Below are 16306 nucleotides of genomic sequence, written 5' to 3'. Positions count from 1 at the left end.
ATGATAATGGATATTTTTGTACCGTTATCATTTTAATTCTTTGTATTATGAAGAGCACACGATGTATTTTGTCTATAATCTTAGGGTTGCTGGCCGGATGGCTACCTCTGGGTGCAGTTACCGTATTGAAGAACCTACAGGTTGAGTATCAAGCCAATCCACTGGGAATTGATGTCAGTCAGCCACGTTTTAACTGGCAGATGGAGTCCGATCGCTATGGGGCCTGTGGGCAGGCTTATCGGTTATGGGTGGCCGATAGTCCGGAGCAATTGGCTGCCGGGCGTTATATCTATGATTCGGGAAAGGTTCTTTCCGGGGAATCGGTCGGCGTAGTTTATCAAGGAAAAGCATTGCAACCTTCCACTCGCTATTATTGGAAAGTTTCCGTATGGGATGAATCGGGAACGGAAATTACCTCCACCGAGCCTGCGTGGTTCGAGACCGGTCTTCTGGGTTCCGGATGGAGTGGCGCCCGTTGGATCGGCTCGTCGGAGACACAACTCTCCAAATATCGCTCGCATTATGTGATCGACTATGATGTGCGGGTGGCCGAGGGTAATGATAAAGCCGTATTTGTCTTTGGGTCGAGGGACGCTGATAATTATGTGTCTGCTGAACTGGACTTGAATGGTTCGGGGGACGCCCGTTTCATTTTACGTCATACCACAGATGGAAAAACGAGGCAAGATGCGGCGGAAAGTCTGGCCTCTATCATCCCAGCCTCGGATAAACATAAGGTACATCATATCCGGTTGAAGGTGACGACGGCCCAATATGCCTTGAAATATTTCGTGGATATAGAGATCGATGGAAAGACCTTGGTGAATTCCTCTTTGACTCCCGAGGAGAAAGAACGGAAGAGCCGTGGTGATTTCTGGGGAGGCAAGGAAGGGGCTTTCACCGTGTATCCTTATCCGGATGGAGAGTTGGTTTATCATTGCCGCTTGTATGCGATCGGTTTCCTGCAACCTAAAGGGCAGACCGCTACATTCTCCAACTTGCGTATCAGCGAGGATACGTGGAATACGCTTCTGTACAATCCTGCCGAGACTTATGTGGAGAAAGGGGAGGGAAAGCTCAATGTCTGGTATCCGGGCGAGAACGTATCCGCTCCCATGCTCCGGAAAGCGATAAAGATAGAGAAACCGGTCAAGAGCGCCCGTTTATATGCTACCGCTAGGGGTGTCTACGAGTTCTCGGTGAACGGGCGGAAGGTTGGAAAGGATTATCTGAATCCGGGTTGGACGGATTACCGTTACCGTATCATGTATAATACGTATGATATAACGGATTTGCTACGACCAGGCGATAATGGTATCGGGGCGATGTTGGGCGCCGGATGGTGGAGCGAGCATAGCGGTTTCCTTACCGGTTGGCAGGATCAATACGGAACCCGCCAGTCCTTATTGGGAAAGATCGTGATCGAGTATGCCGACGGTACTCGTGAGACGATCGTTACGAATGATAGCTGGAAATGTTATGACCGGGGACCGATCACTTTTAACGGCCTTCAGAATGGAGAGGAATACGATGCCCGGAAAGAGGTGAACGGCTGGGATGCTCCGGGTTTTGATGACTCGTCATGGAAACCGGCGACCTTATTCGCCGCTCCTCCGGTAAATGTGGAGATCCAAGGATATGTAGGCAGCCCGATACAAAATAATGTGACCCTGACCGCTCAGTCCGTGGTAGAGCCTATCCCCGGCGTCTATGTCTATGATATGGGGCAGAATATGGTCGGTGTTCCCCGTCTGACTTTCAAGGGAAAGGCCGGACAGGAAATCACGATCCGTTTCGGGGAGATGAATTATCCGGAAACGATCCCTACCGAACCTGTCGCCCCGTACACGATCGCGATGTATAAGGAGAAGAAAGGGCAAGTCTATACGGATAATTACCGGAGCGCCCTTTCCACAGATCGTTATATCTTGAAAGGGGATGCGGCGGGTGAGACGTATGAGCCTCGCTTTACGTTCCATGGTTTCCGTTACGTGGAGATTCACGGGTTGGACAAGCCGTTACCCTTGGAGGCGGTGAAAGGGATCGTGCTGGAATCTATCGGTGCGCGGACGAGCGGTTATGAGACGTCGGACGAGCGTGTCAACCGTTTGTTTAATAATATCATCTGGGGCCAACGGGGTAATTTCTTGTCGGTTCCGACTGATTGCCCGCAACGGGATGAGCGTATGGGCTGGACAGGGGATGCGCAGGTATTTGCCCGTACGGCTACTTATAATATGAATGTCGATCCGTTTTACACCCGTTGGCTCTACTCGGTCCGGGATAATCAAGGAGATGACGGTAGTTACGCGAACTATATACCCGTAGTCGGTTTCCCGCCTCACGGCGCGGAGGATGGCGGAGGTGCCATGGGATGGATGGAAGCCGGCGTGATCGTACCGTGGCAAATGTATCAACAATACGGAGACGTGCGTATTTTGGAACAGCATTACGCTTCCATGGTCGCTTATATGGATTATTTGGAGCGTCGTGCTGTACGCTATGTACAGCCCTTCGGTGGTTTCGGCGATTGGCTGGCTATCGAGCCGACGAATTCCATGTTGACGAACACCGCTTACTCCGCCTACGACGCTTTGATTATGGAGCAGGTAGCGAAACGTTTAGGGAAGGACGCGGACCAAAGGCGTTTCCGTACTTTCTACGAGAACGTGAAGAGGTCTTTTAACGACCTGTTCGTAAACGAGGAAGGACGCACGTTCGCCCCGACGGTGGAATCTATCTTTGGTAAGGACTCGCAAGTAGGTATGTGGCCCGGAACGGCGGCTACCGAGGCGAAAATCGTAGATACGCAGACCTCATACGTGGTTCCTCTCCAGTTCGATCTGTTCAATGAGAAAAACAAACCCTTGGCGATCCGGCATCTGGTAGAGAATATCAAGAAACATAATTATACGCTTACGACTGGCTTTATCGGTACGCCTTACCTGAATTTGGTATTATCCGACAATGGTTATGACGATGTCGCCTATAAGCTGTTTGAGCAAACCGCCTATCCTTCATGGCTATACCCTGTCCTGCAAGGCGCTACCACGATTTGGGAACGTTGGAATTCCTACACGTTGGTAAATGGCTTCGGCCCTGTGGATATGAACTCTTTCAACCATTATTCGTATGGCGCTATCGAGGAGTGGATGATAGCTTATACCTTGGGTATCCAGCGGGATGAGGAACAACCCGCCTATAAGCACATCATCCTTCAACCCCGTATCGGCGGAACCTTCTCGTTCATCCGGGGTCATTACGATTCCGCCTATGGCCGTATCGAGAGTGGATGGCAAATCCAAAAGAGGGGCTATATATACGAGGCAACCATCCCCGCTAATACGACGGCTATTTTATATCTGCCCGCTAAATCGGAGAAGTCCGTTCGTATGGAGAAAGGGCAGGAGGGTATCACGTCCGTGGGGTTGAAGGATGGGAAGGCTGTGTACCGATTGAGATCGGGGAGCTACCGGATATGTGTGGATTGAATATTTAGAAAATATTTGGCCTTGCATCGGGTGCGCAGTCGAATCTGTGAGAAATGCGGGGCTTACATCGGGCGCGGGGTCGAATCTTGGAGAAATATTTGACCTTGCGCTGGGTGCGCGGTCGAATCTCGGAGAAATGCGGGGTTTACACCGGGTGCAAGGTCGAATCTTGGAGAAATGCGGTGCTTCTCACCCGGTGTAAGGTCAGATTTTGTAAAAACGATAGTGCCCGGCCTTATTAAAATCTGTACATTCGCGCAAAAATAAATAAGAACATTGTTCATGATTGTTTAATTCTAATTAGATCAAGCGAGAATGTCAATACGAAAATCGGATCGCATTATCAGCGTGGAGCACGTATCGAAGTATTTTGGCGAGAAGGCCGTGCTGAATGATGTAAATTTACAGGTCCGCAAGGGCGAGTTTGTAACCATTTTGGGGCCTTCCGGTTGCGGAAAGACTACCCTGTTGCGTTTGATAGCCGGCTTCCAGACGGCCTCCGAGGGCGTTATCACGATGTCCGGGAAGGAGATTACGCAGACGCCGCCGCATAAACGTCCCGTAAATACGGTATTTCAGAAATATGCTTTATTTCCACATCTGAATGTGTACAATAATATCGCCTTTGGCCTGAAGCTGAAGAAACTTCCTTCCGCCACGATCGAGAAGAAAGTGAAACAGGCGTTGAAAATGGTAGGGTTGACAGACTATGAGGATCGGGATGTCGATTCCCTTTCCGGTGGCCAGCAGCAACGTGTGGCGATCGCTCGCGCTATCGTGAATGAGCCGGAGGTGTTATTGCTGGATGAGCCGTTGGCGGCCTTGGACTTGAAGATGCGCAAGGACATGCAAATGGAATTGAAAGAGATGCATAAGTCCTTAGGCATTACGTTCGTGTACGTGACCCACGACCAAGAGGAAGCGCTGACGCTTAGCGACACGATCGTTGTCATGAGCGAGGGAAAGATCCAGCAAATCGGTACCCCGATCGATATTTATAACGAGCCGGTCAATTCGTTCGTCGCTGATTTCATCGGTGAGAGTAACATCTTGAACGGAACGATGATCAAGGATAAGCAAGTCTCTTTCGCCGGTCATGAGTTCGAGTGCGTGGATGAGGGATTCGGGGAGCAAATGCCGGTAGATGTCGTGTTGCGCCCTGAGGATATTTACATCTTCGAGCCGTCGGAGGCGGCGATGCTGACGGGTACGGTAACCTCCTCCATCTTTAAGGGCGTGCATTATGAGATGATGGTGCAAACCCCGAACGGATACGAGTTCATGGTACAGGATTACCACCCGTTCGAGGCGGGTAGCGAGGTCGGGCTTCTTATCAAGCCTTTCGATATCCATGTAATGAAGAAAGAGCGTATTTGCAATACCTTCGAGGGAAAGCTCATCGACGCTACGCATGTGGAATTCCTAGGCTGTACGTTCGAATGCAAGGAGGTAACCGATATAGAGCCAAATACGCCTGTGAAAGTCGAGATCGATTTTAAAGATGTGATCTTGGAGGATAACGAGGAAGACGGTCGCCTGACCGGAGAGGTGAAATTTATCCTCTACAAAGGCAACCATTATCATCTGACCGTGTTTACGGATTGGGACGAGGACATCTTTGTCGATACCAACGATGTATGGGATGATGGAGACCATGTCGGCATAACGATCGCCCCGGATAAAATTCGAATTATTCATGCTTAAAAAGGGAAGGAAGTGATCAATACGTTTTCTGCATTTTTTATGAGACGAAGGAACTGGACCATTCCTTATGTCCTGTTCTTGGCCATCTTTGTCGTGATACCGCTCCTCTTGATCGTGTATTACGCCTTTACGAATGACGAAGGGATGTTTACCTTCGCCAATTTCCGTAAGTTTATGATCCATCCCGAGGCGATAAACACCTTCGTGTATTCAGTCGGGATCGCTTTGATAACGACCATTCTTTGTCTGCTGCTGGGATATCCGGCCGCTTGGATATTGAGCCAAGCCCGATTTAATACTTCCCGTACGATGGTCGTTTTGTTTATCCTTCCGATGTGGGTCAATATCTTGATCCGTACGTTGGCTACCGTGGCTTTGTTCGATTTCTTGAATTTCCCGCTGGGAGAGGGGGCCTTGATCTTTGGTATGGTGTACAACTTCCTGCCCTTTATGATCTACCCGATTTATAATACACTCCAGAAAATGGATCACAGCTTGATAGAGGCGGCGCAAGACTTGGGGGCGAATCCGTCGCAGGTATTTATCAAGGCCGTATTCCCACTATCGATGCCGGGAGTGATGAGCGGTATCATGATGGTGTTTATGCCGACCATCTCTACGTTTGCCATCGCCGAGTTGTTGACGATGAACAATATCAAGCTCTTCGGTACGACCATACAGGAGAATATCAATAACGGTATGTGGAACTACGGGGCGGCGCTTTCTCTTATCATGTTGTTATTAATCGGAATCACGGGATTGTTCAGCAATGAGAGCAGTGATTCGGCGAATGAGGGAGGGCTTATCTGATGGTGAAATATTTAGCTAAGGGATATCTATGGGCTTTGTTATTATTGCTCTACTCGCCAATCTTGATTATCATGATCTTCTCGTTTACGGAGGCGAAAGTACTGGGTAACTGGACCGGGTTCTCCACGAAATTATATAGCTCTCTTTTTGCCGGCAACGTACAACATTCGTTGGTCAGCGCACTTTGGAATACGTTCGCTATCGCCATGATAGCCGCTACGGTATCTACCTTGTTGGGGAGCGTAGCCGCTATCGGGATCTTTAATTTGAAGGCAAGGGCCCGCAATGCCGTGAGTTTTGTCAATAACATCCCGATGTTGAATCCGGATATCATTACCGGTATTTCCTTGTTCCTGTTGTTTGTCAGCTTAGGGATCTCTCAAGGTTTGACGACGGTCGTGCTGGCGCATATCACGTTCTGTACGCCGTATGTGGTATTAAGCGTCATGCCCCGCTTGAAACAAATGAACCAGAATATCTACGAGGCGGCGTTGGATTTGGGGGCGACTCCGTTTCAGGCCTTGCGGAAGGTGATCTTCCCGGAAATCCGTCCGGGTATGATCAGTGGCTTTATCCTTGCCTTCACGCTATCTATCGACGATTTCGCCGTGACCATATTTACAATTGGTAATGAGGGCTTGGAAACCCTTTCCACCTTTATCTACGCGGATGCCCGGAAAGGAGGTTTGACCCCGGAACTGCGTCCCCTCTCAACGATTATATTCGTAACCGTGTTAGTATTGTTGATTGTTATAAATAAACGTGCTGAGAAAGCGAAGCGAGCGTAAATGAAAATGAAGAAATTTATATCGATTCTGTCTGTTTTGGCCCTGCTTATGGGGCTGTTCACTTCTTGCGGGCGCTCGGACGAGGAGAGAAGCAAGATCTTGAAGATTTATAACTGGGGAGATTATATCGACGAGGACGTCCTGACGGATTTCCCGAAATGGTATAAGGAACAGACGGGTGAGGAAGTCCGGATTATCTATCAGGTCTTTGATATCAACGAGATCATGTTGACCAAGATCGAGCGGGGACATGAGGATTTCGACTTGATTTGCCCTTCGGAGTATATCCTTGAGCGCATGCTGCGGAAAAATCTCTTGCTACCGATCGACCGTAATTTCGGGAAGACACCGGATTATATCGACAATGTCTCTCCCTATATCCAAGAGGAACTGAATAAGTTAAGTCAGCCGGGCCGTAAGACTACCGACTACGTGGTTCCTTATATGTGGGGAACCGCCGGCCTGTTGTATAATAAAGCCGATGTCTCGAGGGACGAGGTAATGTCGTGGAAATGCCTTTGGGACCCTCGTTTCAGGAATAAGATCTTGATGAAGGATAGTTATCGTGACGCTTATGGAACCGCTATCATATACGCCCATGCGAGGGAATTGGCGAATGGTACGATCACGGTGGAGCAATTGATGAACGATAGCTCCCCGGAAATGATCGCTATCGCCGAGGAATACTTAAAGAAAATGAAACCGAATATCGCCGGTTGGGAGGCCGATTTCGGTAAGGAGATGATGACGAAAGGAAAGGCGTGGCTGAATTTCACTTGGAGCGGCGACGCGGTCTGGGCCATGGAAGAGGCGAGTGCCGTAGGCGTAGATCTGGGGTATGAGGTTCCTTTGGAGGGTAGTAATATCTGGTACGATGGTTGGGCGATCCCTAAATACGCTCGCAACGTGAAGGCCGCCAGTTATTTTATGGACTATCTATGCCGTCCGGACATCGTCAGCCGTAATATGGAAGTGACCGGATATGTCAGCACCGTGGCTACCCCGGAAATATTGGCGGAAAAGATCGATACGACGCTGACCGAGTTCTCGGACGTAAGTTATTTCTTCGGACCGGGAGCGGAGCGTATCCAGATAGACCCGGCTCAATATCCGGACCGGAAGGTCGTGGAACGTTGTGCCATGATCCGTGATTTCGGGAACGAGACGGAGGTGGTTCTGGAAATGTGGAGCCGGGTAAAAGGTGACAATCTTAACTCTTGGATTGTTATATTGATATTCGCTGTTTTCGGCTTGTTGTTTGTCTGGGTCGTTTACAAGCGGATCAATCGTTATCAACAGAAAAGACGACATCGCAGACGTCGTAGCTGGTATAAAAAGAAATGATATGGAAGGCATAAAGAACTTGATTATAGACTTGGGCGGTGTGCTTATTAACCTGACTCGCAACCGTTGTATCGAGGCTTTCGAGAATCTGGGCGTGGAGAATATCCGGGAACAGATCACGAATAACTATCAACATAAGGACTTGTTTGAGCGATTAGAGTTGGGAACGATTTCGGTGGAACAGTTTCGCGATGATATTCGTGCCTTATCGGGAAAGTCCCTGACGGACGAACAAATCGACACGGCATGGATCGCCATGTTGGGAGACGTCCCGGAAAATAAGTTGCGTTTGCTATTGGAGCTTCGTGAACGCTATAATACGATGCTTCTGAGCAATACGAACGAGCTTCATTGGAAATGGTCCGAAGATACCTATTTCTCTTATCAAGGTCTTTGTGCCCAAGATTTCTTCCATAAGATTTACCTCTCTTACGAATTGCATATGCTGAAGCCGAACGCGGATATTTTTGAGTACGTACTGAAGGACTCGAATCTTTTAGCCGAGGAGACTATGCTGATTGATGACGCTTCCGTGAATTGCCGGGCGGCTGAATTATTGGGAATGAAGTCCTATATGCCGCAGCAAAGGGAGGATTGGTCGCATCTATTCAAATGAAGGCCGGTCATTGTTTGGTCCCGGCCTAAATGTCTTTAACCTTTAGGATATTATACGAGGTACCAAGATCATACACATCATTCCCGTCTACTTTCTTGATGTACTTTACGACACGGATGGTGACGGGAAGGATGATAACCTCGTACAAGGATTTAAGTACCGCCTGCGTCCCGATCATGATAAGCAATTCTCCGGCCGGGATCAATCCGGCGAAGGCGATCGGGAAAAAGATCAGGGAATCGGCGCTCTCACCGATAAGGGTAGATACGATCGCTCGTAACGAGAAATTCTTTCCGTTGGAGGCGATTTTCATTTTGCTCATCACATAGGCGTTCAGGAAAGAACCGGCCAAAAACGCTATCAAGCTGGCGACCGCTATACGTGGGGCCATCCCGAAGACGAAATTGAAACCTTCCTCACCCTCCCAAAAAGGGGCGGCCGGTAATAATACCGCCAATTGCGCGAATGCGATCACCAGAAAATTAGAGGCGAAGCCACTCCAGATAATTAGCCGTGCCTTCTTGAATCCCCACACTTCCGCTATACAATCATTGATGATATACGAGATCGGGAATACGATCAAACCTGCGGTAGCCGTTATACCGCCTACTTGCACTACTTTTGTCTCTAAAAGATTGGACGCTACAAGGCATATATTAAAAAGTATACCTAGCAGCATGAAAGGTACTGTAACTGTTTTTTGCATGTCTTCTTGTTTTTAACGAGGTTTATCAAGCACTCGGGGCGCAAAGGTACGAAAATTCTCATTAAAAACGATGGGTATAGCAGATACCGATCGCATGGCGGTAATTCACGGGATCGTCTACATTAAATATATGGTAGCGATAATAGAGTTGGAGGTTATTGTTCGGGTTTAGTTGGTAATTACTTCCTGTGGAGAAACGGATCTTATCGGACCGCATCTTATTTCGCGTATCATTGAAGACCTCGGTGTAGGCAAAAGGACAGAAACCACTCTTGCCGATCTTATAGGAGAGGGTCAGCATCGAACGCAGATAATTCTTGGGATGTTCGGCGTGAACCTTATAGGTACTTTGAAAACGTTCCCGGACAGAGAGGGTAAAACGTCCGGCCGAATAAGTCCCCGTAGCGTAGAGATAATATCGGTTTCGTAACTCGTCGGATGCCTTGTATCGTGCTAGAGACATATATCCGCTTCCTGCCAGAAGATATTTATTAAACTTGTAGTTTACCTCAACGGTGGTGAGGAACCATTCCGCTTCCTTAAAGTCATCTCTCGGACGGATGTCCTCTTCTACAAGAAAGGATAAATGCTTATAGATTTTTCCGCATAGGCTCGCCTTGAAATACACACCTGCGCCTTCCATTCCGTATAGGGATGAAGTGCATCCTATTATAAAGAATAGGATCAGATAAATAGATCGTTTTGTATATGATGTGTTTCTCATGTAGAGTGACTTCCGATGCAAAAGTAGTGTTTTTGGATGTAATACCAACGCCTCAGGATATTATATCCGATTTTTCTTATATTTGTCTCCTATTAACTATTAAATTCGAATACATGGAAAACATATCAAGAAGAACGGCTATCAAGACATTTTTAGCTGGAGGCGTGGCTTTGGCGACTACAGGTATCGAGGCGGCAGCCGCCGCGAAAAAGAAAACAGACGTGAAGGAAACCTTGAAAGGAAATGTCCGCCATTCCGTAAGTAAATGGTGTTTCGGCGATTATAAGCTGGACGAGTTCTGTGAGATCTGCAAGCATATAGGGATTGAATCCGTTGAGTTGCTGGACCCGGTAGATTGGCCGATCGTACAAAAACATGGCCTGACGGTGGCGATGGCGCAAGGGGCCGGGCTTGGAATAGATCGAGGTTTCAATGATCCGGCCTTGCATGACGAGTTGGTCGCCAGTTATGAGAAGGTGATCCCGATGGTGGCGGACGCTGGATTGACAAACTTGATTTGCTTCTCCGGCAGACGTAATGGCGTAACGGACTTGCAAGGCTGGGAGAACTGCGAGAAGGGGTTGAAGCGCCTTATCCCGTTAGCGGAGAAACACAAGGTCGTCTTGACCATGGAGCTTTTGAACAGTGTCGGCCATAAGGATTATCTGTGCGATCATACGGTTTGGGGTGCGGAGCTTTGTCGCCGTATCGGTTCCCCTAATTTTAAGTTACTATATGATATTTATCATATGCAGATCATGGAGGGGAATATCATCGAGAATATCCGGAAATATAATCAATACTTCTCCCATGTCCATACCGGAGGTAGCCCGGGGCGCGCGGAAATCGACGAGACGCAGGAACTTTATTATCCGGCTATCATCAAGGCTCTTATGGAGACAGGCTATAAAGGCTTCGTTGGGCAGGAGTTCGTCCCCGCCCAAGAAGACAAGATCGCTTCCTTGGAGAAGTGTATCCGTATCTGTGATGTATAGGGCTATTTAGTAATAACTTACAGTGCCAAGCCCGTGCCGTTATAGTGGCACGGCTGTGCCACCAGCGTGGCATCGTTGTGCCATCGCTATGGCATCATCGTGCCATCGCCGTGGCATTATCGTGCCATAAGGGTGGCACGACTATAATACTAGAATGACAAAGACCTTGAATTTATTTTCTCCAGCCATGTTACGTTTTCTTTTCTCGATTGTCATTAAGATAGAATGGAACAAGAACAGTTTAAAAAAGAGATATTGCCTTTGCGGGAGAAACTATTCCTTTATGCGAGAAGGCTGCTTGATAACCCGGAGGATGCCGAGGATATCATGCAGGAAGTCTTTTTGAAACTGTGGTATATGCGTGGCGAGTTAGACTATTATAATAATGTAATGGCCTTGTCCGTACAAATCACAAAGCACCTTTGCCTGAATCGGATGAAAGTTCGTGAACGCACGGAAGGTGAGGCGGGCGAACAATTCTTTATCTGCGATGCCTCCACGCCTTATACCCAGCTGGAACAAAAAGACAGTTTGGAGCATGTAATGCGGCTTATCAATAAACTACCGGGACTTCAACAGACCATTCTTCGCATGAAACACGTGGATGGTTTCGAGGTAGAGGAAATCGCCGGGTTGACCGGAAGTACCCCCGAGGCGGTACGTATGAATCTTTCCCGTGCCCGTAAACGGGTGAGAGATCAATTCTTTAAAATGCAGACGTTATGAAAACAGAGGAATACAAGTCTATAGAGGATTTATTAGACCGCTTCTTCGAGGGCCAGACCTCGAACGAGGAGGAGCGAGTGTTGTATGAGTTCTTCGCCCGTCCGGATATTCCCGCCCATCTGGAACGTTATCGGGAGGTATTCGGATACTTCGAGAGTGGCATTGCCTTGGATTTTAGCGAGACTCCGGAATTGAGGCTACCCGTTAAGGAATCTTCTGATAAGCGAAAAATGGGATGGGCGATCGCAGTTTGCGTGGCGGCTTCTCTTTTGTTGTTTTTGGTGAATACGGTCTTTATGAATCAAAATGCTTCTTTTAACCCTTATGAGGGAAGCTACATCGTGCGCAATGGTGTCGTAATGACAGATATAAAGAAGATACAACCCGAATTGGAGGTCATATCCCGAGCGGCGGAAGCGATGGAGAAGAATGCGGATCAGCTCTTAAGAAATGCGGATGAAATAGCTTATTTGCCGGAAAGGATGAATAAGCGGTTCGAGAAGAAACGGGAGACTCTACTGAGGAATATTCCGGATACTCAGGTACGTAAGGAAGTTTATAAGATCTTGGAATTGGATAAATAGTAAATTAACTAATAAACAAAAGAAGTTATGAAAGCAAGTAAATGTTTTTGGGTGGCATTATGCCTTTTGGTGGGAAGTTTCAGTACAGAGTTATGGGCACAGAAGAATTTGGAGGCTGTCGTGCAGAAATGTAAAGCGGATAAGACGATCGATAAAAGCGTAGTAACGAATAAAGATCCGAAAACTAAAAAGGTATATAAGATAGTCTCTTCTTTCGTCGTAGAGGGCCACGCCGCATTACAACAAGAAATTAAATCCGCTTTTGAGCGGGACAAGGAAGAGGCTTATCAAGTGATCGAGAATGAGAACGATGGGGTGGTTAGTTGGTTTATCCGTTTCTCGAAGGGTAAAAATACAGTTTCTTATTCTATAAATGTTGATAAGGAAGAGCTTTTCTTGACAGTCATTGAGAATTTCGACATGCCGGAGGAAAAAGATATAGAGATAAGATCAAGTAGTGACATGTAGGTTTTACTATGTAGATAAGTCAACAATAGCACCTCTCATCTGTGAAGCTGGGAGGTGTTTTTTTATGTCGAGATATTGGATAGTAGTGTCTAAATTTTGTACACCACTGTCAAATAATTGGACAGTCTGTTTTGGAAAGTAAAATAGTACTTGTTTGAGAATTAAATATTTAGTTAGTTTGGCACACTATTTGAATTAGATATGGTAAATTAAATAGTTAGATAACAATTAAAACAAATACAGTCATGATTAAGATCGAAGGTTTAAGTAAGTTTTTCCGTACGGAAGAGGTTGAGACAATTGCGTTGAATAAGGTTTCTTTGGAGGTAAAAGATGGCGAGTTCGTCGCTGTCATGGGACCTTCCGGTTGCGGTAAGTCTACGTTGTTGAATATTCTGGGTTTGCTGGATAACCCTTCCGAGGGAAATTATTACTTGGGCGACCAAGAGGTAGGACACTTGAAAGAGAAAGAGCGTACGCAGGTCCGTAAGGGAAACATCGGTTTCGTGTTCCAGAGCTTCAACTTGATAGACGAGTTGAACGTTTTTGAGAACGTGGAGCTGCCGTTGACTTATCTAAAGATCAAGGCGTCGGAGCGTAAGCAGATGGTAACGGATATCTTGAAGCGGATGAATATCAGCCACCGTGCGGCTCACTTCCCTCAGCAACTCTCCGGAGGTCAGCAACAGCGTGTGGCGATCGCCCGTGCGGTAGTTTCCAACCCGAAGATAATCTTGGCCGATGAGCCAACGGGTAACTTGGATTCCAAGAACGGTGCCGAGGTTATGCAGCTGCTCACCGAGCTGAATAAGGAGGGAACGACGATCGTAATGGTGACGCACTCCAAGCACGACGCGGGTTTCGCTCACCGTGTGATCAATTTATTCGACGGTAGCGTTGTTTCTTCCGTTAGTGAATTTATTTAGTCAACATGACATAAACACATACACACAAGAGTTTTTTATAAGCTAATTGGCCTGTGAAGGTCGGTTAGCTTTCAATTTAACTTAAATACAAATCGATGAGACAGCTATATTATACAATCCGTTATTTACTTCGAGGCCGAGGGGGAAATGTGATCAAGGTTCTGTCCTTGACACTAGGACTTGGAGTGGGATTAATCCTGTTCGCTAGGGTCGCTTTTGAATTGAGCTTCGATACATTCTTTGACCAAGTGGAAGATTTGTATAGCGTGCATGTGCGATACAATGATGATAAAACGGGAGAGGAAGATGGGTCTCGTATCCTATTTGCCCCGATCCCAGAGGCTTTGCGGCAAGAGTTCCCCGAGATACAGTACGCGGCGGTTTGCCGGAGAAGGTACGGGGCCGTATTGTATCATGGTGAGGATCGGTTCAAGCCCCGTTTGATGATGGCGGATTCCCTCTTTTTCCGTACGATGGGAATCAAGGTGCTAAGAGGGGATGACCGTTTGTTGGGAATCGAAGATCAAGTTTTCTTATCGGAAAAAATGGCTGAACGTATATTTGGCAAGGAAGATCCGATCGGGAAACAACTGCTGTACGGAAAAAACTATCCTTATACGGTGGCCGGGATATTCCGTGACATACCGGAAAATAGTCATTTACGTTTTGACGCTGTCGCTTCTTTCATTAATATGAAAACCCAGTTCGGTGCCTATGCCGGTTGGGGTGCCGACGATAGTTATCTGGGCTATATCCGCCTGAAACCGGGTGTGTTCCCGGAACAAATCAATCAGAAAATACCGGCTTTATTGCCTAAATATATAGATGTAGAAAGAGAGAGGAAACAAGGTTTTGATATGGAGCTTTATATCAAGCCGGTCTCGGAGATATATACGCAAAGTACCGAGGTGAAGCGGATGGTGGTGATCATGAGCGTACTGGCTTTCGCTTTGTTATTCGTGGCGGCGATGAATTATATCTTGAACTCGGTATCTTCTCTGCCGATCCGGGCGAGATCCGTAGGAGTACACAAATGTAATGGAGCTTCCAGCAAGGACATTTTCAATATGTTCTTGTTTGAGACGGCGGCTTTATTTGTAGTGGCTCTTGTATGTATGGCATTGCTTTTATTCGCTTTCCGGGAATATGTAGCGGATATGGCGGCTGTTCCTACTTTGGGCACTTTATTGAATGCGCAGACTATATGGCTTCCTGCGATCATGATCTTGGCTATATTCATTTTGTCCGCCTTGCTACCGGCCCGTTTGTTCAGCGTTATCCCGGTTACCCAAGTATTCCGGGTATCTACTTCGGGTAAGCAGGGATGGAAGCGGAGTTTGCTCTTTATCCAGTTTGGGGGAATTGCGTTTGTCATTACATTATTGGTGATCGTGTTATTGCAATATGATCGGCTAATGAATAATGATTTAGGATATGATCCGGAAAATATAGTGTATGCCCCCTTGAATAATATGGATGATCCGGAAACGGCCAAACTTACCGCCGAGTTCAAGAAGTTACCTTATGTCACGGCTACGGGGCTTTCGTCAATGGACATTCTAAGTGGTTATGGTGGTTTCCCTATTCTGGATAATGAGAAAAACTGGCTGTTCACGGCCCGACAGGTAAACTATGATGCCGATTATCTCTCTCTGATGAAAATCCCCTTGCTTGAGGGGCAACCACTAAAAGGTGACGGGGATATTTTAGTGAATGAGTCATTCGTGAGTAAACGTGGGTGGACGGATGCTGCGATCGGTAAATATATTTATGATGATGAGGGTAATTTAAAAGGAAAAATAGTGGGTGTAACCCGTGATTTCATGGTGAATTCCTTCTTCACTCCCCAGTTACCGGTCATCATGTTTGGTAGTGACCGGATGAGTTATTGTAACTTTACGGTTCGTGTCTCCGAGCTAACTCCGGAATATTTACGGGAAATGAATGATAAGATAGCGGAACTATTTCCGAATGAGGATGTCGGTTTTACGGTGCTGAAAACGATCATAGAGTCTCAGTATGAGGGAACCCGTCATTTCCGTGACGGCGTCTTTGTTGCCTCGATCGCTATCTTGCTGATCACCTTAATGGGATTATTAGGGTATATTACGGACGAGATGCACCGTAGGAGCAAGGAGATAGCGATTCGCAAGGTGAATGGAGCGACGGCCCCGAATATTTTACGTCTTTTATCTAAGGATGTTTTGATCACGGCTTTCCCGGCTATCCTTTTAGGAGTGATAGCCTCACGAGTCGTGGGAGAGAGCTGGTTGAGGCAATTCGCGGATAAGATACCGCTGACTGTTTTTATTTTCATATCTACGGCTCTACTGGTTCTAGCGATCATTTGGGGATGCGTGATCCTGAAATCTTGGAATATCGCCAATGAGAATCCGGTCCGTAGCATTAAGAACGAATAATATA

General features: G+C 47.1%; 14 protein-coding genes. 12 read left to right on the top strand and 2 right to left on the bottom strand.

Annotated features, from left to right (window positions below; translation table 11 throughout):
* Positions 1 to 47: 47 nt before the first annotated feature.
* The 6 genes from DWY79_RS09745 to DWY79_RS09715 all read left to right on the top strand — a co-directional run bounded on the left by DWY79_RS09745 (position 48) and on the right by DWY79_RS09715 (position 8753).
* On the top strand, positions 48 to 3491 hold the full coding sequence (locus DWY79_RS09745; RefSeq protein WP_122369268.1) for an alpha-L-rhamnosidase: 3444 nt from the start codon (positions 48 to 50) through the stop codon (positions 3489 to 3491).
* A 315-nt stretch (positions 3492 to 3806) separates the two neighbouring features.
* Positions 3807 to 5195, top strand: a complete 1389-nt coding sequence (gene potA, locus DWY79_RS09735) for a polyamine ABC transporter ATP-binding protein (RefSeq protein ID WP_121956415.1) — start codon at positions 3807 to 3809, stop codon at positions 5193 to 5195.
* Positions 5196 to 5207: 12 nt separating this feature from the next.
* On the top strand, positions 5208 to 6005 hold the full coding sequence (locus DWY79_RS09730; protein WP_005858055.1) for an ABC transporter permease: 798 nt from the start codon (positions 5208 to 5210) through the stop codon (positions 6003 to 6005).
* A complete protein-coding gene (locus DWY79_RS09725) occupies positions 6005 to 6793 on the top strand; it encodes an ABC transporter permease (RefSeq protein ID WP_005858053.1) in 789 nt (262 codons plus the stop codon). The genes DWY79_RS09730 and DWY79_RS09725 overlap by 1 nt, the downstream gene beginning before the upstream one ends.
* A 6-nt stretch (positions 6794 to 6799) precedes the next feature.
* Complete coding sequence (locus DWY79_RS09720) at positions 6800 to 8137, top strand: ABC transporter substrate-binding protein (protein ID WP_121772514.1); 1338 nt, start codon at positions 6800 to 6802, stop codon at positions 8135 to 8137.
* A 1-nt stretch (position 8138) separates the two neighbouring features.
* A complete protein-coding gene (locus DWY79_RS09715) occupies positions 8139 to 8753 on the top strand; it encodes an HAD family phosphatase (protein WP_122369267.1) in 615 nt (204 codons plus the stop codon).
* Positions 8754 to 8778: 25 nt separating this feature from the next.
* On the opposite strand, the gene DWY79_RS09710 is transcribed toward DWY79_RS09715, so the two are convergent.
* Both DWY79_RS09710 and DWY79_RS09705 read right to left on the bottom strand, forming a co-directional pair.
* Positions 8779 to 9459, bottom strand: coding sequence for a queuosine precursor transporter (locus DWY79_RS09710; RefSeq protein WP_005858047.1), 681 nt, complete (start codon positions 9457 to 9459; stop codon positions 8779 to 8781).
* Positions 9460 to 9520: 61 nt separating this feature from the next.
* Positions 9521 to 10183 carry a DUF2490 domain-containing protein gene (locus tag DWY79_RS09705; protein ID WP_122369266.1) on the bottom strand — a complete coding sequence of 221 codons (663 nt, stop codon included), beginning with the start codon at positions 10181 to 10183 and terminating at the stop codon, positions 9521 to 9523.
* 113 nt (positions 10184 to 10296) lie between these two features.
* On the opposite strand from DWY79_RS09705, the gene DWY79_RS09700 reads away from it, so the two are divergent.
* The 6 genes from DWY79_RS09700 to DWY79_RS09670 all read left to right on the top strand — a co-directional run bounded on the left by DWY79_RS09700 (position 10297) and on the right by DWY79_RS09670 (position 16302).
* A complete protein-coding gene (locus tag DWY79_RS09700) occupies positions 10297 to 11178 on the top strand; it encodes a hydroxypyruvate isomerase family protein (RefSeq protein ID WP_122144118.1) in 882 nt (293 codons plus the stop codon).
* Positions 11179 to 11403: 225 nt separating this feature from the next.
* Positions 11404 to 11904, top strand: coding sequence for an RNA polymerase sigma factor (locus DWY79_RS09695; protein ID WP_009274955.1), 501 nt, complete (start codon positions 11404 to 11406; stop codon positions 11902 to 11904).
* The gene (locus DWY79_RS09690; RefSeq protein ID WP_057329155.1) at positions 11901 to 12488 is read left to right on the top strand and encodes a hypothetical protein; all 588 of its coding nucleotides are present in this window, start codon (positions 11901 to 11903) and stop codon (positions 12486 to 12488) included. The genes DWY79_RS09695 and DWY79_RS09690 overlap by 4 nt, the downstream gene beginning before the upstream one ends.
* Positions 12489 to 12515: 27 nt before the next feature.
* The gene (locus tag DWY79_RS09685) at positions 12516 to 12956 is read left to right on the top strand and encodes a DUF5024 domain-containing protein (protein ID WP_009274957.1); all 441 of its coding nucleotides are present in this window, start codon (positions 12516 to 12518) and stop codon (positions 12954 to 12956) included.
* Between the two features lie 245 nt (positions 12957 to 13201).
* Positions 13202 to 13882: an ABC transporter ATP-binding protein gene (locus DWY79_RS09675; protein WP_005858035.1), complete on the top strand. Its 681-nt coding sequence runs from the start codon at positions 13202 to 13204 to the stop codon at positions 13880 to 13882.
* A 95-nt stretch (positions 13883 to 13977) separates the two neighbouring features.
* Positions 13978 to 16302, top strand: coding sequence for an FtsX-like permease family protein (locus tag DWY79_RS09670; RefSeq protein WP_122369265.1), 2325 nt, complete (start codon positions 13978 to 13980; stop codon positions 16300 to 16302).
* Positions 16303 to 16306 lie beyond the last annotated feature (4 nt).

This window comes from Parabacteroides sp. AF27-14 (genome assembly GCF_003635425.1).
Taxonomy (GTDB): domain Bacteria; phylum Bacteroidota; class Bacteroidia; order Bacteroidales; family Tannerellaceae; genus Parabacteroides; species Parabacteroides distasonis.
The sequence above is the reverse complement of the archived record's forward strand: the minus strand, read 5'-3'. Positions and strand labels throughout refer to the sequence as shown.